15 protein-coding genes are annotated in these 21,846 nt (G+C 52.2%); 11 read left to right on the top strand and 4 right to left on the bottom strand.

Annotated elements, in window-relative coordinates:
- Positions 1-80: 80 nt before the first annotated feature.
- Entirely contained in the window at positions 81-4,589 is a 4,509-nt protein-coding gene (locus tag JMI88_RS10700) for a response regulator (protein WP_201361819.1), read from the top strand.
- A gap of 22 nt (positions 4,590-4,611) precedes the next feature.
- Complete coding sequence (locus JMI88_RS10695) at positions 4,612-4,857, top strand: hypothetical protein (protein ID WP_201361818.1); 246 nt, start codon at positions 4,612-4,614, stop codon at positions 4,855-4,857.
- Between the two features lie 31 nt (positions 4,858-4,888).
- Here JMI88_RS10695 and leuB read toward each other — a convergent pair whose 3' ends face one another.
- Positions 4,889-6,007, bottom strand: coding sequence for a 3-isopropylmalate dehydrogenase (gene leuB, locus JMI88_RS10690; RefSeq protein ID WP_201361817.1), 1,119 nt, complete (start codon positions 6,005-6,007; stop codon positions 4,889-4,891).
- Positions 6,008-6,112: 105 nt separating this feature from the next.
- Entirely contained in the window at positions 6,113-7,186 is a 1,074-nt protein-coding gene (locus tag JMI88_RS10685) for a Gfo/Idh/MocA family protein (protein WP_201361816.1), read from the bottom strand.
- 420 nt (positions 7,187-7,606) lie between these two features.
- Here JMI88_RS10685 and JMI88_RS10680 point away from each other — a divergent pair, with 420 nt between their 5' ends.
- The 8 genes from JMI88_RS10680 (at position 7,607) to JMI88_RS10645 (ending at position 18,844) form a co-directional block, all read left to right on the top strand.
- Positions 7,607-8,203: an NADH-quinone oxidoreductase subunit B gene (locus JMI88_RS10680; protein WP_201361815.1), complete on the top strand. Its 597-nt coding sequence runs from the start codon at positions 7,607-7,609 to the stop codon at positions 8,201-8,203.
- Positions 8,204-8,206: 3 nt separating this feature from the next.
- Positions 8,207-8,947 (top strand): hypothetical protein, encoded by a 741-nt coding sequence (locus JMI88_RS10675; protein ID WP_201361814.1) that lies wholly within the window; start codon positions 8,207-8,209, stop codon positions 8,945-8,947.
- On the top strand, positions 8,940-10,268 hold the full coding sequence (locus JMI88_RS10670; RefSeq protein WP_201361813.1) for a complex I 51 kDa subunit family protein: 1,329 nt from the start codon (positions 8,940-8,942) through the stop codon (positions 10,266-10,268). Before JMI88_RS10675 ends, JMI88_RS10670 begins: the two co-directional genes overlap by 8 nt.
- Before the next feature lie 34 nt (positions 10,269-10,302).
- Entirely contained in the window at positions 10,303-12,711 is a 2,409-nt protein-coding gene (locus tag JMI88_RS10665; protein ID WP_201361812.1) for an FAD-dependent oxidoreductase, read from the top strand.
- 245 nt (positions 12,712-12,956) lie between these two features.
- On the top strand, positions 12,957-15,365 hold the full coding sequence (locus JMI88_RS10660) for an FAD-dependent oxidoreductase (RefSeq protein ID WP_201361811.1): 2,409 nt from the start codon (positions 12,957-12,959) through the stop codon (positions 15,363-15,365).
- A 169-nt stretch (positions 15,366-15,534) separates the two neighbouring features.
- Positions 15,535-16,917 (top strand): glycoside hydrolase family 1 protein, encoded by a 1,383-nt coding sequence (locus JMI88_RS10655; RefSeq protein ID WP_201361810.1) that lies wholly within the window; start codon positions 15,535-15,537, stop codon positions 16,915-16,917.
- A gap of 97 nt (positions 16,918-17,014) precedes the next feature.
- A complete protein-coding gene (locus JMI88_RS10650; RefSeq protein ID WP_201361809.1) occupies positions 17,015-17,644 on the top strand; it encodes a DUF4126 domain-containing protein in 630 nt (209 codons plus the stop codon).
- 201 nt (positions 17,645-17,845) lie between these two features.
- Positions 17,846-18,844 (top strand): BON domain-containing protein, encoded by a 999-nt coding sequence (locus tag JMI88_RS10645; protein WP_201361808.1) that lies wholly within the window; start codon positions 17,846-17,848, stop codon positions 18,842-18,844.
- 164 nt (positions 18,845-19,008) lie between these two features.
- On the opposite strand, the gene JMI88_RS10640 is transcribed toward JMI88_RS10645, so the two are convergent.
- Positions 19,009-20,244, bottom strand: coding sequence for a trans-sulfuration enzyme family protein (locus JMI88_RS10640; RefSeq protein ID WP_201361807.1), 1,236 nt, complete (start codon positions 20,242-20,244; stop codon positions 19,009-19,011).
- Positions 20,245-20,373: 129 nt separating this feature from the next.
- Entirely contained in the window at positions 20,374-20,874 is a 501-nt protein-coding gene (locus JMI88_RS10635) for a redoxin domain-containing protein (RefSeq protein ID WP_201361806.1), read from the bottom strand.
- A gap of 221 nt (positions 20,875-21,095) precedes the next feature.
- Here JMI88_RS10635 and JMI88_RS10630 point away from each other — a divergent pair, with 221 nt between their 5' ends.
- Complete coding sequence (locus JMI88_RS10630) at positions 21,096-21,791, top strand: YceI family protein (protein WP_201361805.1); 696 nt, start codon at positions 21,096-21,098, stop codon at positions 21,789-21,791.
- Positions 21,792-21,846 lie beyond the last annotated feature (55 nt).

Here is a 21,846-nt window from a genome sequence, read left to right as displayed (position 1 = left end):
ATATTGGTCCCCGTCTGACAAAGCTTAGATGGAGAGATCGAGAAAGATAACACCAGAATAGTTAAGTGAGTACGCGCAACATGTCGAACACATTTGATAAACTATCCGTCCTCGACTCGTTTATCGAAGAGGTGAATAGCTATTTGCCAGAAATCGAGACGAATCTCGGGCGACTGGCACAGTCACCTGGCGACATGGATGCCCTCGAAGAAACTTACCGCCGCACTCACACCATTGGCGGTTCCGCTTCCATGATGGACTTTCCTGGCCTGGCTCATGTGGCTCATGGCATGGAAGACATCCTGGGTGATGCATTAGATGGCTTAATTACGTTGGACGACCTCTCGCGGGGTTTGTTGGAGCGTTCACTGGGCCGTTTGCGTCAACTCCTGGAGGGTATCCGCGGTGGCATTGATGAAGAAGCAGTGATTGCGGAGGATGATGCCGACTACGCTCGCTATCGTGCTCAAGTAGATGCTGCAGTTGCACCTCCAACAACTGGTGGTGCTGAGATGCATTCGACCTATACTGCTCCAGCTTCTGCTTCGTCAGCCTCTCTTTCGCCTGCACCAGCTTTTGAGTTGCCTCCATCTCAACCTGCATTGTCTTCATCGATGCCATCGTTTGATGAGGTGCTGGCTTCTTTCCGTACCCAGCCTGTGTCCTCGGGTGAAGATATGGGCTGGCCTGAGGAACCAGAGTTGGTGACGCGTTTTGATAATACCTCTTCCATGTCACCTGTCCCTGCAACTCCGCCCCAGCCAGAGGTTACCAATACGCCTGCATTGCCACAGTCTGAATTCAGTATTTTTCAGGACCCGACGCCAACCAGTGCTTTTGAGGCCCTGATGGCTTCTACACGGCGCCCACCTGAACCTGTTGCTCCACCGCCAGTTGAGCCACCACCAGTTGCCCCTGCGAAATCTTCTCAGTGGGACGAGCAGTGGTTTATGTCGCCAGCGGTCCCCGCTCAGCCGAATAACGTGCCCGCTAATGTTGAGCCACAGCCGGCCGCGCCACTGATGCCGAGTGAGCATGACCAGGAACAAAGGTCGATTGTACCGGACGCGTATGGAGATATGCAGCAAGAGGCGCAAACTCTGGAGGGTCAGGCCGCCTCGTTAAGGAGTGCAGTTGCTCAGTTGCGTGACGCGATGGGTGTTATCGAAGCGCAACGCAGTGAATTTAAGGGCTTCTTAAATGGCTCGAAAGATGCACTCGATCGCATGGAAGAATGGGCTGGTAAAGCAATGGGATTGAACCTGCGTAATAGTCCTGAGCAGGTTCGTCGCTATTTACCTCTTTCAGTGATGTGGGTAGCAAACTCCAAGCTGAAAAAGGTTTTGGACCTTATTCAAAAGATTACTGGCGGGGTTGAGCTAACAAATGAACAGCTAACCTCTACGCTACAACAATTGCACGCTTCTATTCAATCCTTTGGCACGGCCTTTGAGCAGTTGAATGAGCGCGGTACTTATCAATCTAGCCAGGAGGGTGGTTGGAGCCCATGGAACGTCCTGGTGGATCAAGATACTAATGCATTGCGTGAGCGTGTAACGTTTGAGCGCCAGGGTGGTCCTGCCGCACTGCGTGCTGAAATCGAAGCACAGTTGCGCGAGGAGATGCGCAGCGAATATGAGGCACAGGCCGCGGCTTCTGCGCGTGAGCGGGCCGAGTTAGAGCAGCAGATACGTAACGAAGTACGACAGGAATACGCAGAGATGCGACTCTTGCAAGAGCGTGCGTCATCAGGTTCTACCGACTTGACTTCCGAGGCAGTCAAAGAGCTTGAGGCTCGCTTGCGTAGTGAGATTGAAATTCAGGTACGTCAGGAGTTCCTGAATCAGATTATGCGAACCGGTGGCGAGAACGCTCTACCACTGGCTACGCGACTATCTGGAAAGCCTGCAGATCCTGAAAGTGATATACATAGGTTAAAGACCACCATTCCGCCATCCAATGTGGCCCCGGCTGGTCCCGAGTCACTGTCATTGCCTAAACCTCCTGCTGTATCCATGCCTGTGACTGAAGCAACCGGAAAATCTACCTCTGCCAGTTCTTTTAGCGCTAATGATTTTGGCGAAGAGGCGGCGGAGATCTTCCGTCTGGAGGCTGAAGAGCATCTACAGGCTATTGGCATGCACGTAGCGGCTCTTGAAAAGAATCCGTCTAATCGCGATCTCATTCAGGGTATTCGCCGTGCGACCCATACGCTTAAGGGTGCCGCAGGTATGATGGGCTTTAAAACGATCGCCGATCTAAGCCATGTCTCCGAGGACCTGCTGGATCTGATCATGGAAGGCACGATGGGGATCTCGCCAACGGTTGTCAGCTTGATCCTGGATACCGCTGAAGCTTTGGAGTTGCTGATTACTGGCAATGATTCTGCTATCGCGGATATCAAGGTTCGTGAACTACATAAGCGCTACGTAGAACTATTGGGCGAGCGTAGTTCCTCGAATCAGATGATAGAAGAAGATCTGGATGACGATGATCACAGCAATGATGTTCCTCAGACGTCCAATGTGGTGGCCGGTGAACAAGCAGTTGATGGACTGACTCCACGCACTCGTGGCGATTTGAGCGTTCGCGTCCGCTTGCAAAAGCTGGATGAGCTGGTCAATCTCTTTGGTGAGATGCTGGTTAATCGTAGTGTACTGGAAGAACGTATCCAACGCCTGGTTAGCCTTGTATCGGATGTGGGCGTGAGTAGTAACCGCTTGAACGATGTGGGTCAGAAATTGGATAGCCGTTTTGAAGCGGCTACCCTGCCGAGTGGTCGCTCAGTGCAGGTAATGCCAGGTGAAGGTGATCAGAGCATTGCCCGCGGCACGCCAAATCTTCTGCTTGGACCCAATGCGGCGGTTGGTTTGCCTGCCCCGAAAAATCAGAGTGGACAGGATGGAAATAATGTTGCCATACCTGACCATCTATCTGAGTTCGATGAACTGGAACTTGACCGCTACACAGAGTTCCATCAGCTGGCACGTGGTTTGAATGAAGGTATCTCGGATATGGCGACACTGAGTACTGAAATGGATACCATTATCCGTGAATGTGAAGGTGTATTTGCGCGCGAGAATCGCCTGAATACAACTTTCCAGGATCGCTTGATGAAGGTCCGCCTGGTGCCGCTGTCAACTATGGCTCCTCGCCTGTATCGTGCTGCTCGTGCGGTAGCGCTCAAGCAGGGCAAAGAAATCGATTTTGTACTGGAAGGTGAGACGACCGAGGTTGATCGTACAGTGTACGAAGAGATTGCCGGTCCATTGTTGCACCTGGTGCGTAATGCGGTGAACCACGCGATTGAGACCCCGGATGTACGCATCCAGCGTGGCAAGTCTCCAACTGGACAGATCAAGCTGTCGGCGTCGTATGAAGGTAATCAGATCATGATTACTGTGCGCGATGACGGCAATGGCCTTGACCGTGAACATGTGCGCCAGACGGCGATTGCGCGTGGCCTGATCCGGTCGGATCAGCCGATCAGTGAGGACGATGTGGTGGCTTTGATCTTCCGCCCTGGTTTTTCCACTGCTGAAGTTCTGAGTGAAGAGAGCGGACGTGGCGTTGGCCTGGATGTGGTACGTGACAGTGTTTCGCGTCTACGCGGTACGCTGGTTGTGGAGACAGCGCCTGGCCTGGGCACAGCTTTTACCATGACCTTCCCCACCAGCCTGGCGATCCAAAGCGCCATGATGGTTCGCGTTAACGGTCAACAGTTTGCCATTCCAACGGTTCACGTAGAATCTATCGGGCGCCTGGACAACTTTAAGCGCGTGAATTCTGGTGGCCAACCGGCTGTCGCGGTGCGTAATGATCTCTATCCATTGCATATGCTGGCCCAATATCTGTCTTTGTCAACCGCTGCATCGATAGAAGACAAGGCCCAGTTATTGCTGGTGAATGCCGGTGGTCATCGGGTCGCACTGGTCGTTGATGAGATTCGCGGTAAATTTGATATTGTGATGAAGAACCTGGGACCACACTTGCGTGAAGTTCATGGTATCGCTGGTGGCACAGTTCTTGGTAATGGACACGTTGTCCTGGTGTTGGAGTTGAACTCGCTGCTTTCCTCAAAGATCAACACCTCGCTGACAAGGCGCGATGCCGCCGCTCCTGCGGGACAGGTGAAACAGCGCGTGGATGTGTCGAACAAACAGCAAAGCTTGCCGCCTCGACCTGTGGCAGCAGCACCAGTTCCTGAGCGGGGCAAGCATATTCTGGTGGTGGACGATAGTCCGAGCGTGCGTCGCGTCGTCAGTAACATGCTCAAGCAGCATGGATGGATGGTGCAGATGGCCCGCGATGGCGTCGAAGCTCTGGAAATGATCTCACTTGAGACGCCAGCTGCTGTTCTGCTCGATATTGAGATGCCGCGTATGGATGGTTACGAGCTGATCTCAACGGTTCGAGCTCAGGAGCAGTATCGAACCCTGCCGCTGGTTGTTCTGACTTCTCGTGCGGCTGCCAAGCACCAGCAGCGTGCTATGTCACTGGGCGCGAGCGCCTATGTCGTCAAACCATACCAGGATGAGGAATTGCTCAACACAATTAGCTCACTGGTCTATGGCGCGATTGCTCGTTAAGTAGATAGAATGCAGGTAGCTTATGGGTGTTGAACGAGCGGTAACCCGCTGGTATATCCAGCGTCAATTGATTATGTATGAACTGGCCCGGCTGGAAGCTCAGTTGGAGCAGCTGGGTCAGACGCATGCAGAAAGTGACGCCGCAGCGCCTCAAAGCTCGCCAGCAGAAGGTGAAGAGAGCTCTCCTGAAGAGCTGCTCCAAAAAGTGGCAATGACCCGGGAAAAGCTAAAAGCTCTGGGTCATTGTCCCAAACCTATGATGGGTTAATCTGTCTTAAGCAGTTGTTCCGGCCTGAAATCTAGTGGGCCAGAGCAGCTGCGATTTTTTGTCCCATTTCCTGTGTGTTAAGAACTTTCGCTCCTTCTTCACGCAGATCCTCGGTACGATAGCCTTCTTGAATGACCTGCTCGACCGCGGCCTCGATGGCGGCTGCCTCGCTTTTTAATCCCAGCGAATATTGCAGTAACATAGCCGCAGAAAGAATTGCCGCGATCGGATTGGCCTTGCCTTGTCCGGTGATATCTGGCGCGGACCCATGGATTGGTTCGTATAGTCCCAGACGGCCGTGCGCTGTTTTGCGTGTGCCAAGGCTGGCAGAGGGGAGCATACCCATAGAACCGGCCAGCATGGAGGCCTCATCGGTCAGGATATCGCCAAAGAGATTTTCGGTGACGATGACATCGAAGTTGGTGGGTTTGCGGATCAGGTGCATGGCGCAGGCATCAACCAGCAGATGTTCAAAGGTGACATCGGGATAATCGGCGGCAACCCGGTTGGCGACCTGGCGCCAGAGCACGGAGGAGCTAAGCACATTGGCTTTATCTACGGAGGTCACTTTTTTCTTGCGATCGCGGGCGGCCTCGAAAGCTACACGCAAGATGCGCTCGATTTCTGCATCGCTATACAATAGCGTATCAATGGCGACCGCGCCTTGTTCCGTCTGACGTATCTCGCTTGGTTTGCCAGGGACAGGTGGCTCCAGGTGTCCATAGTAGAGTCCACCCGTTAATTCGCGCACGACTAGTAGATCGGTACCGCGCAATACCTCGGATTTGATGGGAGAGGCACTGAGTAAGCTATTGAGGGGTTTCACAGGCCGCAGATTAGCAAAGAATTGCAGACCCTTGCGCAGTTTAAAGAGCGCCTGTTCTGGTTTGACTTTGTGGCGACCATCATAGCTGGCTAACCCACCTACGGCACCAAATAAGATAGCATCACTCTGCAGACATACCTCTAGAGAGGCATCTGAGATGGCATCTCCTTCGGCCTCAATCGCGGCTACACCAACCAGACGTTTATGGTAGGTGAACGTGTGACCAAAGCGGCTGGCTACCGCATTCAATACATTAATGGCCTCATTTGTGACCTCTGGCCCGATCCCATCGCCAGGTAAAACTGTAATTGTGTAGTTTCCCATGCTGGCTCGCCTTTCTTAATAGTTTGTGTTGGTAATGGCGATCCCTGCCAGAAGGGGACAACGTCCTTCTGGCAGGGAAGCGAAGACTGAATAGACGATATTTGTTTAGCGTGCCCAATCCATTGGCTCTGGCTGCTTAAAGCTTGATGTCAGTGTGACAGGTTTTCCCTCGCGGAAAGATGTCTGGATGCCACACAAAACGTCGACAACGTGAGCCGCCTGGGCGCCCGTGATACGTTGTGGTCGCTGCTGATGAATGGCCTCGGCCAGGTCTATTACACCACGGCTCCACTCTGTACCATGATATGGCTCTTTCACGTAAGGTACTGGTTCGTACTGACCGCCAAATTCTGTGAATTCTACCGCGGCATGGAAGTTTTGCCAATCACTTAAGTAGAGAGAGCCTTTGTCTCCATGGAATTCAATACCGCGTTGCTTGCTGTGATGGCCGACATAGAAGTTCGTTGTCAGACGCGCTACCGCTCCGTTTTCGAATTCGATGGCGGCCACCGCGAAATCAGGTGTAGAAATATGGAATGCCACTCCTTCTTTCGTGACACGATCCGGGTAGAGTACTTTGCCAAATGCTGTGATGTAGCGTGCTGGTCCAAAGATGGTCGTAAGAATAGTCAAAGGATAAACGCCAACATCAAAGAGTGGCCCCACTTCATAGAATGGACCCGGCGAGGGATGCCAGGATTCGATACGGCCCCAGTTGACTTCAGCATAAGCCAGCCGAACTGTACCCAGGTGTCCATCGCGAATGGTTTTCCACGCGGTTTGCTGGGCCTCGCCCATAATCGTGATCGGTGCACTACTCAAGCGGCGCCCTTTTTCCTCTGCCAGTTTTACCAGGCGCAATGCATCTTCCGATGTCAGCGCGAGTGGTTTCTCACTATAAACGTCCTTGCCTGCGTTGAGACATTTCGTGATTACCTCGGCATGCGCATGGTGAATAGTCAGATTAATTACTAACTCTACTTCCTCGTCTTCCAGGATGGCTTCGAGTGAAGGATAGACTTTACCCCCATGGGCGGCAACATATGCTTCGGCTCGTGCCAGATCAATATCGGTAGCACCCAATAATTTAATCTGTGGATAGGGTTGTAATGTCTTTGCATAAGCTCCGGCGATATTACCGCAGCCGACAATCGCGACATTTAGAGATGTCAGATCCATCTTTACTATCTCTTTCTACTATACTAGTTGTAAGGCAGATACTGATAGAATCTTTTGAAGCGGCTGATTTGTTCGGGGCGTATCCATATCATGGAGGCTGTACGTCTTATAAAGTGACGTGTTTCTGCGACTGAATCAACAAAGCGCTTCAAAATAAGTCATACTCCACAGTTTACCAAAGCGTTTAGTTGTCTGACAAGGGGCAGTTGAGTTGTACACGGACAGCACAAAGTATGGCGCAAAAGGGGATGGCAGGCGAGGCTTCCCCGGCAAGGGTGTTTATAGCACGGCTGGGCGAAACGTGCTATAATAGGTCGCAGATGGAGTGTATATACATCGCCCCCGTCTTTATACAGAATCCTACAACTATCCAAACCAAGCAATAGGTGCTGCTGAACCATTGCCTAGGAGTAAATTTATATGAGCAGCGAAATAAATGAGAATGGGAAGACAGCAGGTCGTCGCAAACCAATTCCAATATCGATGGCCTCCGGACCCCATGAATATGTCCCAGGAGACCAGGAACTTCCAGTTCAGCTTACGAGCGTGGCTGAAATGTTGCAATGGGCGCAGAACTGGGCACGATCGAAATCTGTGTGGCCATTGGGTTATGGATTGGCCTGCTGCGCGATCGAAATGATGGCTTCGGCCTCAGCCGGTCAATACGACCTCTCGCGCTTCGGCTCAGAAGTCTTTCGCTCTAGTCCTCGTCAGGCTGATCTTATGATCGTAGCCGGAACTGTTTCGGTGAAGATGGGTCCGCGCCTTCGTCTTCTCTGGGAGCAGATGCCCGAGCCAAAATGGGTCCTGAGTATGGGGCAGTGTGCCAACTCTGGTGGCGAGTTCTATGATAGCTATTATACTGTTCAGGGAGTTGACACCATTGTGCCAGTAGACGTGTATGTGCCTGGATGTCCTCCTCGGCCAGAAGCATTGATCGAAGGTATTCTGAAGTTACGTGAGAAAATTGCCAAACAAGGTTTGAAAGTGCGCGGCGAGAAGGAAATCGAGGTATAGTGTATGCGTGGTATCCTGGAAGGTATGGGTCTAACCTTTAGCCATATGTTTCGGCCAAAGGTGACACGACTCTATCCTTATGAGAAGCCAAAACTGCCACCGCGCAGCCGTGGTTTGATTCAATTGATCGCGCAGGATGGCTTGAAGACTGAGTTCAATTTGAAGTGTGAATCTTGCCTCCTCTGTGAGAAAGCTTGTCCTCCTCGTGCTATCACGATCGAGTATGAGCCTCTAAATGAGTGGAAAGACCGCCCCTGGTTTAGGTCATACATCCGCGAGGGAGCTGAAAAGTTCACCCCGCGTAAACTGGCGCCCGCCACTGGTTCGTCTCATGCAGGCTTCTATAAATCGCGTATTTCTGAATATGCGGTGGATTACTTTAATAAGCCTGTGACGCCCTGTGTGGCTATGCCAGTTAAGGATCACCTGGAACCAGAGATTGATTTGAGCAAGGTAGATACTCTGCTGGCAACCTGGTCACAAGAGGCTGGTGCCCTGCCGGGTCTCCTGGATGCAGTGATGGATATCTATGGGTATTTTCCACTACAAGCGGCCAAGCGCATTGTCCAGGCGCGCGGCGTTGATCTGAGCGATATCTTCGGTATCGCAACTATGAGTCCGAAGTTTAAACCCGCACCAGCTGTTAAAGGCATTACACGTGATGACCAACCAGCGCGTGGATTGGCTGCGAGCAAGCGCGGTGTCTGGGGTAATATTAATCATGTGAGGCAGCCAGATGCCTAATTTTGAACAATCTTATCGTCTCTTGCGGCGAGCTGCCGATGCTGACGTACGTTCTTTAGATGCGTATCGTACTAGCGGCGGCTATGCTGCTTTGGAGAAAGCTCTGCGTGGACTGACCCCAGAGCAGGTAAACCAGCAGGTCATTGATGCAAAATTGCGTGGTCGCGGGGGCGCTGGTCGCTTAACCGGTGAAAAATGGCGCATTACACGGCAATCGGAAGATGACCAGAAATATGTTATTTGTAACGCATACGATGCCGATAGCCGCTCGCTGGCCGTACGCTCTTTGCTGGAGCATAATCCTCATCAGGCTATCGAAGGTATCCTGCTGGCTGCATATGCAGTAGGCGCAACCGAGGCGTATCTTTTCACACGTAGTAGCGCAGCCGCAGCCAATGCTGCTGTTCAGCAAGCTGTGCAAGAGGCCGTCGAGGCCAATCTTGTCGGGCGAGATATTCTCAACACTGATTTTTCTTGTAATATTACAGTGCTCGGCGCAGAGATGGGTTTCATGGGTGGTGAAGAGACCGTACAGATGGCATTGATCAAGGGCCGTCGCGGTATGCCCGAGCAGCGTCCTCCTTTCCCGGCCCAGTATGGATTGTGGGACAAGCCAACCGCGATTAATTCGGTTGAGACATTGGCTAATGTGCCCTATATTATCCGAGAAGGTGCTGCCGCATTTGCCAGTGTTGGTTCCGCTACAACTGGTGGCACAAAAGTTTTGACCGTCTATGCATCGCCGGCCGGCGAGCCCAAAGTGGTTGAAGTTCCATTTGGTGCCACATTGCGCGACATTCTGGCCCACGCCGGATTAAATCCTTCTGAAAGTGATGTACGTGCGATTGTGGTTGGTGGAGCTGAAGGGGGCGCCTTGCCGCTCGCTTCGCTGGATACACCCTACGATTTTGATCCGCTGGAAGAGGCGGGCGCAATCGTTGGTTCTGGCATCATCGAACTGCTACCCGTCAATACCTGTATGGTTTCATGGGCGATGGAGCGTAGCAGCTATCTCAGCAAAGAATCTTGTGGTAAATGTGTTCCCTGTCGCCTGGGAGTCAAGCGTATTGAGGGTATCCTCGAAGGGATTGTGAGCGATCTCGGTGTGAATGGGGATCTCGATGTGCTGGATGAATTTGCAGATTATGTACCTAATGGCTCGCTCTGTGGTTTTGGTGTACAGGCAACGAATCCACTAAAAACCGCCAAGCGCTATTGGCCTGAGCATTTTACGATGCATATTCAGGAACTGCGTTGCCCCACCGGTACATGCGTTCCGGTTCGTGCTCATCGTTTCGTGACGAAGCACGTTCTGCCGTAGTTAGATCCTAGGACCTTTGGAAGAGGAATAGTACATGGCTATATCAATCCGAGATAATTTCTCACCAGCAATTCAGGCAGCGCAGCCTCCAATGGTTCGTAATGAAGTGGGACATCCCAGTTTTACGTTGACCATTGATGGTAAGACAATGCAAGCTTACCAGGGCCAGACCATCCTGAGTGTGGCGATTGATAATGGGATTCTGGATATCCCGAATTTGTGTAACGACGAGAAGTTAGAGCCAACCTCTGCTTGTCGTATGTGTGTGGTGCACGTTGAAGGTGTGGAGCGTCCTCTGCCTTCCTGTAACACACCGGCTGAGCCAGGCATGGTGGTTTCGACGAACTCTGATGAGCTGTTCCATCTACGCCGCACCAATCTTGAGATGATGCTCTCAGATCACAATGCCTATTGTCAGCCACCCTGCCAGGTCGATTGCCCGACCCACATCGACATTCCTGGCTATTTGGAACTGATCGCTCAGGGCTCGATGAAGGAAGCGGCTCGCCTGGTTAAAGAGGTGCTGCCATTTCCGTTTATCCTGGGCCTGACCTGTCCGGCTCCTTGTCAGAAGGCCTGCCGCCGTACGCTGGTGGATGAAGAGATTGCCATCTGTCGTATGCATGGGCATGCCGCCGAAACCTGTCTGCTAGATGCGCCTCTGCCGTATGTGCAGGATCCCCCAACTGGCAAGAAAGTTGCGGTTGTCGGTGGTGGACCGTCGGGCTTGACCGCCGCTTATTATCTGTCTTTGCGCGGACACTATTGTAAGGTGTTCGATATGCAGCCGCAGGCTGGTGGTATGCTCCGCTATGGTATCCCTGAGTATCGCTTGCCCAAGGATATGATGGACCGTGAGTTCCAGCAGTTGTGGGATATGGGTATCGACTTCCAGGCGAACGTGAAACTGGGTCGTGACTTCACGATCGATGATCTGTTTGCCCAGGGTTTTGATGCCGTCTACCTGGCCATCGGTTGTTGGACCAGTAATGATTTGCGTGTACCCGGTGAAGATGCTGAAGGTGTGGTTAACGCCATTCGCTATCTGGGTGAGAAGGTTGAAGGTAAGCCGGTACCTGTGAAAGAGGGTGACGAGGTTATCGTCATTGGTGGTGGTTTTACCGCTTTCGACTGTACCCGTACCTCCCTGCGCCTGGGTGCCAAGGTGCATACGATGTATCGCCGTGGTCGTACTGAGATGGGCGCCACAACCGAAGAGGTTGAGGATGGTGAGGCTGAAGGTACACATCTGCAGCTGTATGTCAGCCAGACCCGTGTTATCTCTGAAAATGGTCATGTCACTGGTGTTGAGTTCCAGCGCAACAAGCTGGGCGAGCCTGATGCCAGCGGCCGCCGCCGTCCGGTTCCGGTTCCTGGCTCAGAATTTGTTCTGAATTGTAATACCGTGATCCCGGCCATCGGTCAGGCAGTTGATACCAAAGTGCTCGACGAGGCTTCTGGGATCAAGTGGACCAAATGGAAAACCATTCAGACTAATCCCCACAACTTCATGACGGATCGCAAAGGCGTCTTCGCCGGCGGTGACTGCCAGATGGGTGCCAAGACGATTATTGAAGGCGTGGCCCAGGGTAAACTGAATGCTCGCTCAATCCACTCCTATCTGATGGGGGAGGATATGAACGAGGTGGCTCGTCGCCTGGAGCTGGAAGAGCGCCGTCCTGACCTGTTCGACATCGTACCCTACAAGCCGGTCGAACCCAAGGTCAAGATGCCGATGCTGCCCTACGACAAGCGCGAGAGGAGCTTCGCCTTGATTGAGATGGGCTACTTGCAGGAGCAGGCTCAGCGCGAAGCAGCCCGCTGTCTGCAGTGCGCCTGTCCGGCCGCTGGACAGTGTGATCTGCAGCGTTATAGCATCGAGCATGGTCTGGCCGACAACCGCTTCCACGATGGGGAGCCCAGCGACTACCATGACTACGAGACCGATCTCTCGCACAGCTTTATCCTGCGCGATCCCAACAAGTGCATCAACTGTACGCAGTGTGTACGTGTCTGCCACGACGTGATTGGACCGGACTGCTATGGCATGTTTGGCAAAGGCTTCGATACGATTGTCTCGACGCCCTTCAATGTCAGCCTGCACGACACGGACTGTGTCTCCTGTGGCGCCTGCGTCCAGGTGTGTCCGACGGGCTCGCTGATGATGGCCGAGCGCAACCTGGCGCGCTACTCTTTCGCCCTGGATCGCTGTATCTTCTGCGGTGACTGTGTGGAGGTGTGCCCGCACGGAGCACTGGGTGAGACCCCGAACTTCGAGCTCTCCTTCTTCAATCGCTTTGGCGAGGATGTGACGCTGGAGAAGAACGATCTGGCCAACGCGCCCAACTACCTGGTGCGACAGCGCTTGCCGCGTGGCAAGAAGGACCTGCCGGTCATGAGCCCGCTGGTGCGTCCATTGCCTGCTCGCTCGATCCGCGACTAATCGCGCAGCAGTTCAAAATACAGGAAAGCCGGACCTCGTACGGGGTCCGGCTTTTTGATGGAAATATTATGTTGTCTCTTTAAGCGGTTGCAAAATATGACACATATTTGAGATTACTGAAAAAGTCGTTTTACCCTTGGATGTTTTAGACTTTTTGAGGTAACATAAACATAGGTATGTTGTATTACATACTTTGAAATGAAGTTTTTTCCGCTGTTTGGGAACTACGAAAAAGAGGCAGTATTATGACGATCGTCACTCGCGATACGTTCTCTTTCACGCCTCCAGAACCAACTGTCCCTATAACGCGCAATGAACTGGGACATCCCAGTTTTACAGTTAGCATCGATGGTAAGATGCTAAAGGCGTATGAGGGTCAAACGATTTTGAGCGTGGCCATTGACAACGGGATTACGGATATCCCGAATTTGTGCAATGACGAGAAGCTGGAGCCTACCTCGGCCTGCCGCATGTGCCTGGTGCATATCGAAGGTATTGAGCGACCCCTGCCCTCTTGTAACACCCCCGTTTCCCCCCATATGGTCGTAACGACCACTTCTGATGAATTGTTCCATCTACGCCGCACCAATCTTGAGATGATGCTCTCAGATCACAATGCCTATTGTCAGCCGCCTTGCCAGGTTGATTGTCCGACCCATATCGATATTCCCGGGTATCTGGAATTAATTGCTCAGGGTGCGATGAAGGAAGCGGCTCGCCTGGTTAAAGAGGTGCTACCTTTCCCTTTTATTCTGGGCCTGACCTGTCCGGCTCCCTGTCAGAAGGCCTGTCGTCGTACGCTGGTGGATGAAGAGATTGCCATCTGTCGTATGCATGGGCATGCCGCCGAAACCTGTCTGCTAGATGCGCCTCTTCCCTACGTGCAAGATGCCCCGACAGGTAAGAAGGTTGCCATCATTGGTGCTGGCCCGGCTGGGCTTTCTTGCGCCTACTATCTAGCCTTACGAGGTCATTATTGTAAGGTGTTCGATATGCAGCCTCAGCCTGGTGGTATGCTCCGCTATGGTATCCCTGAGTACCGCTTGCCTAAGGATCTGATGGATCGTGAGATAGAGCATGTCTGGCAGCTTGGGGTAGACCTGCAGTCCAATGTGAAACTGGGTCGTGACTTCACGATCGATGATTTGTTTGCCCTGGGTTTTGATGCTGTCTATATCGCTATCGGCTGCTGGACCAGTAAGTTGATGCGCGTGCCCGGTGAAGATGCTGAGGGCGTGGTCAATGCTATTAAGTTCCTCTATGATAAGGTTGAGGGTAAGCCGGTACCTGTGAAAGAAGGGGATGAGGTGGTCGTGATCGGTGGCGGCTTTACGACCTTTGACTGTACTCGTACCTCGCTGCGCCTGGGCGCTAAGGTGCATACAACTTATTATCGCACGCGTGCCGATATGACCGCCACGATGGAAGAGGTCGAGGATGGCATTGCTGAAGGGACCCATCTCCAGGTGCGCTCGGCTCAGCAACGTATTCTGGAAGAGCATGGTAAGGTGGTTGGCATTGAATACCAGCGCACCAAACAGGGAGAGCCTGATGCCAGCGGCCGCCGCCGCCCGGTTCCCATTCCCGGTTCCGAGTTTACCATTGCCTGTAATACGGTCATTCCAGCGGTAGGGCAGGCGGTGGATACCACGGTGCTCAACGAGTCCTCTGGTGTCAAATGGAGTAAGTGGAAGACCGTCCAGACCAATCCCCACAACTTCATGACGGATCGCAAAGGCGTCTTCGCCGGCGGTGATTGTCAGCTGGGCGCCAGTACAATCATTGAGTGTGTAGCCCAGGGTAAGCTGGGTGCTCGCTCAATCCACTCCTATCTGATGGGGGAGGATATGAACGAGGTGGCTCGTCGCCTGGAGTTGGAAGAGCGCCGTCCCGACCTGTTCGACATCGTACCCTACAAGCCGGTCGAACCCAAGGTTAAGATGCCGATGCTGCCCTACGACAAGCGCGAGAGGAGCTTCGCCTTGATTGAGATGGGCTACTTGCAGGAGCAGGCTCAGCGCGAAGCAGCCCGCTGTCTGCAGTGTGCCTGTCCGGCCGCTGGACAGTGTGATCTGCAGCGTTATAGCATCGAGCATGGTCTGGCCGACAACCGCTTCCACGATGGGGAGCCCAGCGACTACCATGACTACGAGACCGATCTCTCGCACAGCTTTATCCTGCGCGATCCCAACAAGTGCATCAACTGTACGCAGTGTGTACGTGTCTGCCACGACGTGATTGGACCGGACTGCTATGGCATGTTTGGCAAAGGCTTCGATACGATTGTCTCGACGCCCTTCAATGTCAGCCTGCACGACACGGACTGTGTCTCCTGTGGCGCCTGCGTCCAGGTGTGTCCGACGGGCTCGCTGATGATGGCCGAGCGCAACCTGGCGCGCTACTCTTTCGCCCTGGATCGCTGTATCTTCTGCGGCGACTGTGTGGAGGTGTGCCCGCACGGAGCACTGGGTGAGACCCCGAACTTCGAGCTCTCCTTCTTCAATCGCTTTGGCGAGGATGTGACGCTGGAGAAGAACGATCTGGCCAACGCGCCCAACTACCTGGTGCGACAGCGCTTGCCGCGTGGCAAGAAGGATCTGCCGGTCATGAGCCCGCTGGTACGTCCATTGCCTGCTCGCTCGATCCGCGACTAAATTGTTTCCTCTGTTTTTACTACAAAGGACAGTTATGCCAGTCATTAGTTAGTGGTGCATAGCTGTCTTCCTCACTTTTAGAAGCCAATGTATATCTCGTCCTAACTTTTCTGCCGTTCGTGTTACAATTGGGATACGAATCGATATTGGGCATGTAACGGAGAAAAGAATGAGTCAACAGCATGTATTGCGTTTCCCACCTGGATTTTTATGGGGGACGGCCTCAGCTGCCTATCAGTGTGAAGGGGGAAATACGAATAACCAATGGTATCGCTGGGAGCAAGAAGGACACATTCTCAGTGGGGATACCTGTGGTCAGGCAGCGGACTGGTGGGAACATGCGGAGCACGATTTTTTGTTGGCTGAGCAGATGGAGAACAACGCGTTAAGGCTCAGTCTGGAGTGGAGTCGTATTGAGCCTGTGGAGGGACAGTGGGATAGCACGGCACTGGAGCGTTATCGCGCCATGTTGTTAGATTTGCGCCGCCTACATTTGACCCCTGTTGTGACTTTGCATCACTTCACTGATCCTCTCTGGTTTACTGAGCGCGGTGGATTCGCGCATGGAGAGAATGTGCGCTTTTTTATACGTTATGTCCAGCATGTGGTAGCAGCTTTACAAGACGTCAACTCCTTCTGGATCACTTTTAATGAGCCAAATGTCTATGCGTTTCAGGGATACTTGATGGGCGTTTTCCCACCGGGCGAAAAGGATCTGGTACGCACGTTTCAGGTGTTGCGCAATTTGATGCAGGCCCATGTAGAAGCGTTTTATGCCATCCGCACTATTCGGCCGCAGGCGCAGATTGGCTACTGCCTGCACTATCGGCTGTTTGATCCGGCCAATTCCCTATCGCTACTTGATCGCAGCGCCGCCTCAATCCAAGAAAATATGTTTACCTGGTCGGCCCTGCAGGCGGGGGAGACGGGGCGCTTTACGTTTCCTGCCGGCCGGGTGTTGTCCCCTTTAGTGCATGCAGCCGGCGCCAGAGACTATCATGGAGTGAATTATTATACGCGCGAGATAGTTAGTTTTGATCCTCGCAGGCCTGCAGAAGCTTTTGGACGCCGTTTTGTACGTCCTGGTTCTGTGCGCAATGATGATGGTCTATCAGATAGTTTTGGCGAGATCTATCCATGGGGACTCTATCGGATCCTGAAGTCTGTCTATCAGCGCACACGCGGCAATAAGCCGCTATATATTACCGAGAACGGTTTTAGTGATCGACTGGACGATCGCCGGCCCGCAGCCTTACTGGCCCACCTGGCCGTCTTGCAGCGGGCGATCCAGGATGGTATCCCGGTGCGGGGCTACTTCCACTGGACGTTGGTCGATAACTTTGAATGGAACGATGGCTGGTATGTGCGTTTCGGCTTGATCGAGCTTGATCCTGTGACCCAGAAGCGCACACCACGCCGGAGTGCCAGTATGTTTGGTGAGATTTGCCAGGCCAACGCGATCACCGAAGCTATTGTAGAACGCTATGCGCCTGAGTTGAACAATATCATCTTCGGTACCACAGACGCTCTGAGCCGCCAGATACCTGTCTAGCTATGTGTTATTCTGCATTTTTGGATTTCAACCTGCTGGATACGTTTATTTTCTATGGTATTATCAATGTTTTTGATGGAAATGGAGTATATAGTTCATGAATCCAGGGACATCATATGGTCTTGCCTTTGCATCTGGCATCAATGCCTATCTGCCTCTGTTTTCTTTAGCGGTGGCTGCCCGTATCTGGCCGGATCAGTTCCACGTTAATCCGCATTTTGCTTTTATTACGCAGCCCTGGTTTATGGTTATGATGGCCGTCTTAACGCTGGCTGACCTGTTTGCAGATAAAATTCCGGTTGTCGATCATATCTGGGATACTATCCATACGGTCATTCGGCCGGTTGCGGGCGCTATTGTGGCCGCCGCGGCTAGCAATCAAACGATGGATAATACGTGGTGGATGCCACTGACATTGGCACTGGGCGCTGGCCTCGCCGGGGTGACCCATACAACCAAAGCAACAACGCGGGTTGCCTCTTCGGCAACCACAGTTGGCTTTTTGAATACGGCACTCAGCATTGCTGAAGATATTGTGATGATGGTCAGTGTTCTGGTCTCGTTTATAGCTCCGTATATCATGCTGGTGGTGGTTGTACTCTTTGTACTGGCGTTTCTTATCATGACCCCTAAAATCGTCAGGCGCTTGCGCCGCAGACGCCAGCCAACGCGGGGTTCATCTTCAGGCGCGATGCCGCTGCGGCATGGCTCAGTTGGGCGAAACTAGCTGATTCTGTCTATCTATCTGTCTGTTTTTTCGAACCGTTTTACGTACTACAAGTGAGGTCAATAGATGTGCAGAAGCCATCCTGTTACGGGTATCTTGTCATTAACAAGTATAAAGTGCTACACTTCTTTCTAGAATAACGACATAGCTTGATTTCTGGCCGGGTCGTTTTGAGTATGCAAGATGAGGTTAGACAGATAGATGGACAAATCAGCTCCTATTTCAGAAATGGAGAAGTTCCATTTTGGTGGCAAAGTATTTTGCACCGATGGCGAAGATGGAACCCTCTCCCAACTGGGTGTAGACCCCGGTAGCCGAAAGATCGTTTCACTTGGTGTGAAAGTTGGTCGTTTCTTTGGCAAAGTAGTCTATGTGCCGTTTTCAGAGGTGACAGGTGCATCTGCTGACGGTATTACTCTTTCTATTTCACGTGATGAGCTCAATGCTGCAATCACCCAGGCCACTGGCGTTCTGCTGGATGCGCGAAGTGTGGTGCACGAAGTCAATTCGAACGCACGTGGTACATTGAAGCTTGTCGCAGCACACCCACAGACTGGCGAACTGGCATATATCGTGGTGCGTTCATTGCGAGCCGGACAGGATATCTTAATTCGCCAGAATTATATTACAAAGATTGATGCCGGAGCTATTTCAATCAACGTACCAGAGCCAGTTTTTCAGACCCTGCCTCCGTATCGCACTGATGAGGAATTACAGCGCGAAGTTGAGCAGGTCATCTTTGATATGACCCCGATTCATATCGATTTTCCTGGCATGAGAATTCGTGTACTGGATGGTGTTCTATACCTGGATGGTAATATCTCTAGCTCTCTGCGTGCCGAGATGGTTGAGGACCAGGCCTCTGGGGTACCAGGTTTATTGGAAATTAAGAATCGCCTGGTTGGTGATGATACGCTGGCGGCTGAGCTGGCTATGGCTCTGGGTCGGGATGAGCGTACACGTGACCTGCCTATTGGTGTCTATCCACGTCTGGGTATGGTACGTTTAAGTGGTTATGTGCACACTTCTGAACAGAAAGCCGCAGCCGAGCAGATTGCACGCAGCTTTCCTGGCGTACGCTCGGTGGAGAATAGGTTGGTTGTCAATCCTAAATCTGATCTGTTGAATGTCATGTCCCCCGCGGCAGGTGGCGAAGGGGAAGATCTGATTCCTGGTAAATATATCCGCCATACCAAATAAGCTGGCTGTAACTTTTCCTGGCGCCTACGCATTTTAGTCGTCGTCTTTTGTATACAGTGTTGCCAGAAATGCGCTCAGCGCATTTCTGGCAACACTGTATACAAAAGACGAGCGCCGCACAGGCGCACACCGTCTGGCGCCGAAGTCGCTCGGCGCATATTTTACTATGCGCTGAGCGCCTGATTCAGGTCCTTGATGATGTCGTTAGCATTCTCAATGCCGACTGATAAACGAATACATCCTTCGCTGATGCCCATATCTTGTAACTCTCTAGCCTGCAACGTGCGGTGGGATGAGATAGGTGGATAGCTCACCAATGTAAAGACGTCGCCGAGCGAGGTAGCGGAGATACAGAGTTGAAGCTTATTGATAAAGCGGAATACAGCGGCACGCGACTGATCTTTGAGTTCAAATGAGAGCAGCGCGCCAAAGTGTTCATGGTCCATTAACCGGCTGGCCAGCTCGTGCGAGGGATGATTTGCGAGGCCTGGATAATGCACGTGGGCGACGGCCGGGTGTTGCTGTAAAAATTGTGCCACCTGCAAAGCATTGCTGCACTGGCGCTCAACGCGCAGGGCCAGCGTGCGCAATCCACGCAACATCAAATGAGCCTCAAAGGGACTGAGCATGGCTCCGAGCAGATTGCTATAGTCGCGCAATTGGTTGAGCAGCGTATTTTTTGCACTAATCACAATGCCGCCCGTGCTATCGCCGTGGCCACTGATGTATTTGGTTGCGCTATGTACCACCAGGTCAAAGCCATGCTCGATAGGCCTGGTCAGGTAAGGCGTGCTGAAGGTGCTATCGACGATGGTGACCGCGCCGATCTCGCGTGCAACAGCACTAATCGCGTCCAGATCCACAATCCTGGTCAATGGATTTGAGATCGTCTCGACATAAATGACATCTGGCTCCTCCTCGCGCAATAAATCATAGATGGCGGGCTGGCAAAAGTCAGCCAGTATCAGTTGTGTTCCCACGGTGGAGAATAACTTGCGCATCAGTGTAACGGTCGGACCATAGAGGTCTCTGGAGGCCACGATTTTAGTTCCTGCCGTCAGACCGGCTGCCAGTAGTGCGGCATGGATAGCAGCCATACCAGAGCCAAAGGCGATCGCTCCTACCCCTCCTTCAATATGTGTCAGCGCGCTCTCAAAGCCATAGGCGTTCGGATTTCCCTGACGGGCATAGACATAAGCCTGTTCGCCATCTGGCGTTTTGCCACTAAATGCCTGGTCCAGAGCCTCAATGTTTTCATGCGTATAGGTCGTGCTGGCATAAATTGGTGGTACCGTCGATTGTCCCCCAGCGCCAGTTGCTCGAGCTTTTTTGCGCCCACCATGGACCAGGCGAGTTTCCAGATTCCAATCAGATGGTTGTGATGTATTCTGCTGCGTCATAGATATCCTTTCATAGTTCAAGAATAGATATCATCTGGTTTCTGCTGGCCGGCTACGCAGAAATAAGCGCAACAGGCTCGCTTCACCAGATTGGCATAAGCACGTACATGAAAGTAGTGACCGCATCCTTTAAGGGGTGCAGAGCTTATTAAGGTATTGCAAGTTATCTATCAGGTCCTGGATCGATGGTAATTCCGTGATGCTACTGGCAATCCAGCGTTGATAGAGGGCGCTATAGCGATCGGCCAGCACGATGCAAGGCGAAAGCGTATGCGTGTCCGCATCCCAATGTGTATAGCGCGCAATGACTTTTCCCTGCGTATCTGAGAGCAACGAGAATGGTAAATGCAGTTCTTCCTGAATCTGTAGATTATTGAAGACCGAATCTGGTGTAATCGCCAGCAGCGCGCACTGTTCCTCGCGGAACCCGGCATAATGTTGTGCATAGGTGCGCAGCAGTGCACGCACCTCACTGGTGGCACCAGCGGGTACAAAGAGCAGCACCAGGTGGTCGTGTTGCTTATAATCCCATGGACTGTGTGGCATACCATCAGCGCCAGGAAGTGTAAAGGCCGGTATAATCTGTCCCGTTTCCAGAACGGGACCGCGCAGTTGTTCCGTGTTTGACATTGTCTCCCCTTAAAAAGTAATGATCGGATTGGGTAGAGTTTGTCGATCTTTTTTCTTATTATATAGTATCTTCTGATCTCTTCATATAGCTAGATGATCTATATTCCTCGCCTCCTCATCACGTTTGTAGCGGGTGGTAGCAATTTACACCTGAAGATTGATAAGTAGAGTATAATATACGCATCAGGACGTGTTAGATAGTTTCGGGTGGAGGATAAGATATGGGACGTCGTACACTTATAGTTACGGTACTGGCCATTGTGGTTGTTGTGCTGGTGACGATTGGTAGTTATCGTTTTTATTTTGCTAGTAAAGTAAATGCACCTCCCAAACCTGTTTCTATGGCAAAGTGTACAACGCAGCCGGCTGCGGGCGCTCTACGCTCGTTTACCATTGTCCCTGGTCAATCAACAGCCAGCTACAAAGTGCACGAGAATCTCATTTTGCGTAACCTGCCAAGTACCGACGCAGTTGGCAAGACCCATGATGTAACTGGAGCTTTCCAGATTAGCACCACGCCGGCTCCTCAGGTTACTTCTCTTCATTTGACCGTCAATCTGAATACCTTGCGGACCGATGAATCCATGCGCGATCGCTTTGTACGAACCCTTGCATTGGAGACCGATCTCTACCCGAATGCCGATTTCGCCTCAACCTGCACACAAGGGATGCCCACTCACTATAGCAATGGGAAGCCGCTCTCTTTCCAGCTGTTGGGCAATCTAACCATGCATGGAAAGACCAGGCAAGAAACATTTGCCGTCACTGGTAAACTGTCCGACAAAACCATTAGTGGCACCGCTACCACCACGCTCCTTATGACCGATTTCGATATTCAGCCGCCCAATCTGGCTAGTATTGCTATCGCCCAGAACAAGGTATTAGTGACTATTAATTTCATTGCGCAAGAAAAGTAATGGAATAACGAACACAAAGATCCAGGAAGTAGTATTTATTTATTCCTGGATCTTT

This window comes from Dictyobacter formicarum, from assembly GCF_016587435.1.
Note: the sequence above shows the minus strand (reverse complement) of the source record. Positions and strands in the feature narration are given on the sequence as shown.

Coding starts and splice junctions, on each gene's coding strand:
- JMI88_RS10695 (WP_201361818.1), top strand. CDS start 4,612: ATGGGTGTTGAACGAGCGGTAACCCGCTGGTATATCCAGCGTCAATTG.
- JMI88_RS10655 (WP_201361810.1), top strand. CDS start 15,535: ATGAGTCAACAGCATGTATTGCGTTTCCCACCTGGATTTTTATGGGGG.
- JMI88_RS10670 (WP_201361813.1), top strand. CDS start 8,940: ATGCCTAATTTTGAACAATCTTATCGTCTCTTGCGGCGAGCTGCCGAT.
- JMI88_RS10700 (WP_201361819.1), top strand. CDS start 81: ATGTCGAACACATTTGATAAACTATCCGTCCTCGACTCGTTTATCGAA.
- JMI88_RS10685 (WP_201361816.1), bottom strand. CDS start 7,186: ATGGATCTGACATCTCTAAATGTCGCGATTGTCGGCTGCGGTAATATC.
- JMI88_RS10660 (WP_201361811.1), top strand. CDS start 12,957: ATGACGATCGTCACTCGCGATACGTTCTCTTTCACGCCTCCAGAACCA.
- JMI88_RS10640 (WP_201361807.1), bottom strand. CDS start 20,244: ATGACGCAGCAGAATACATCACAACCATCTGATTGGAATCTGGAAACT.
- JMI88_RS10650 (WP_201361809.1), top strand. CDS start 17,015: ATGAATCCAGGGACATCATATGGTCTTGCCTTTGCATCTGGCATCAAT.
- JMI88_RS10630 (WP_201361805.1), top strand. CDS start 21,096: ATGGGACGTCGTACACTTATAGTTACGGTACTGGCCATTGTGGTTGTT.
- JMI88_RS10635 (WP_201361806.1), bottom strand. CDS start 20,874: ATGTCAAACACGGAACAACTGCGCGGTCCCGTTCTGGAAACGGGACAG.
- JMI88_RS10665 (WP_201361812.1), top strand. CDS start 10,303: ATGGCTATATCAATCCGAGATAATTTCTCACCAGCAATTCAGGCAGCG.
- JMI88_RS10645 (WP_201361808.1), top strand. CDS start 17,846: ATGGACAAATCAGCTCCTATTTCAGAAATGGAGAAGTTCCATTTTGGT.
- JMI88_RS10680 (WP_201361815.1), top strand. CDS start 7,607: ATGAGCAGCGAAATAAATGAGAATGGGAAGACAGCAGGTCGTCGCAAA.
- leuB (WP_201361817.1), bottom strand. CDS start 6,007: ATGGGAAACTACACAATTACAGTTTTACCTGGCGATGGGATCGGGCCA.
- JMI88_RS10675 (WP_201361814.1), top strand. CDS start 8,207: ATGCGTGGTATCCTGGAAGGTATGGGTCTAACCTTTAGCCATATGTTT.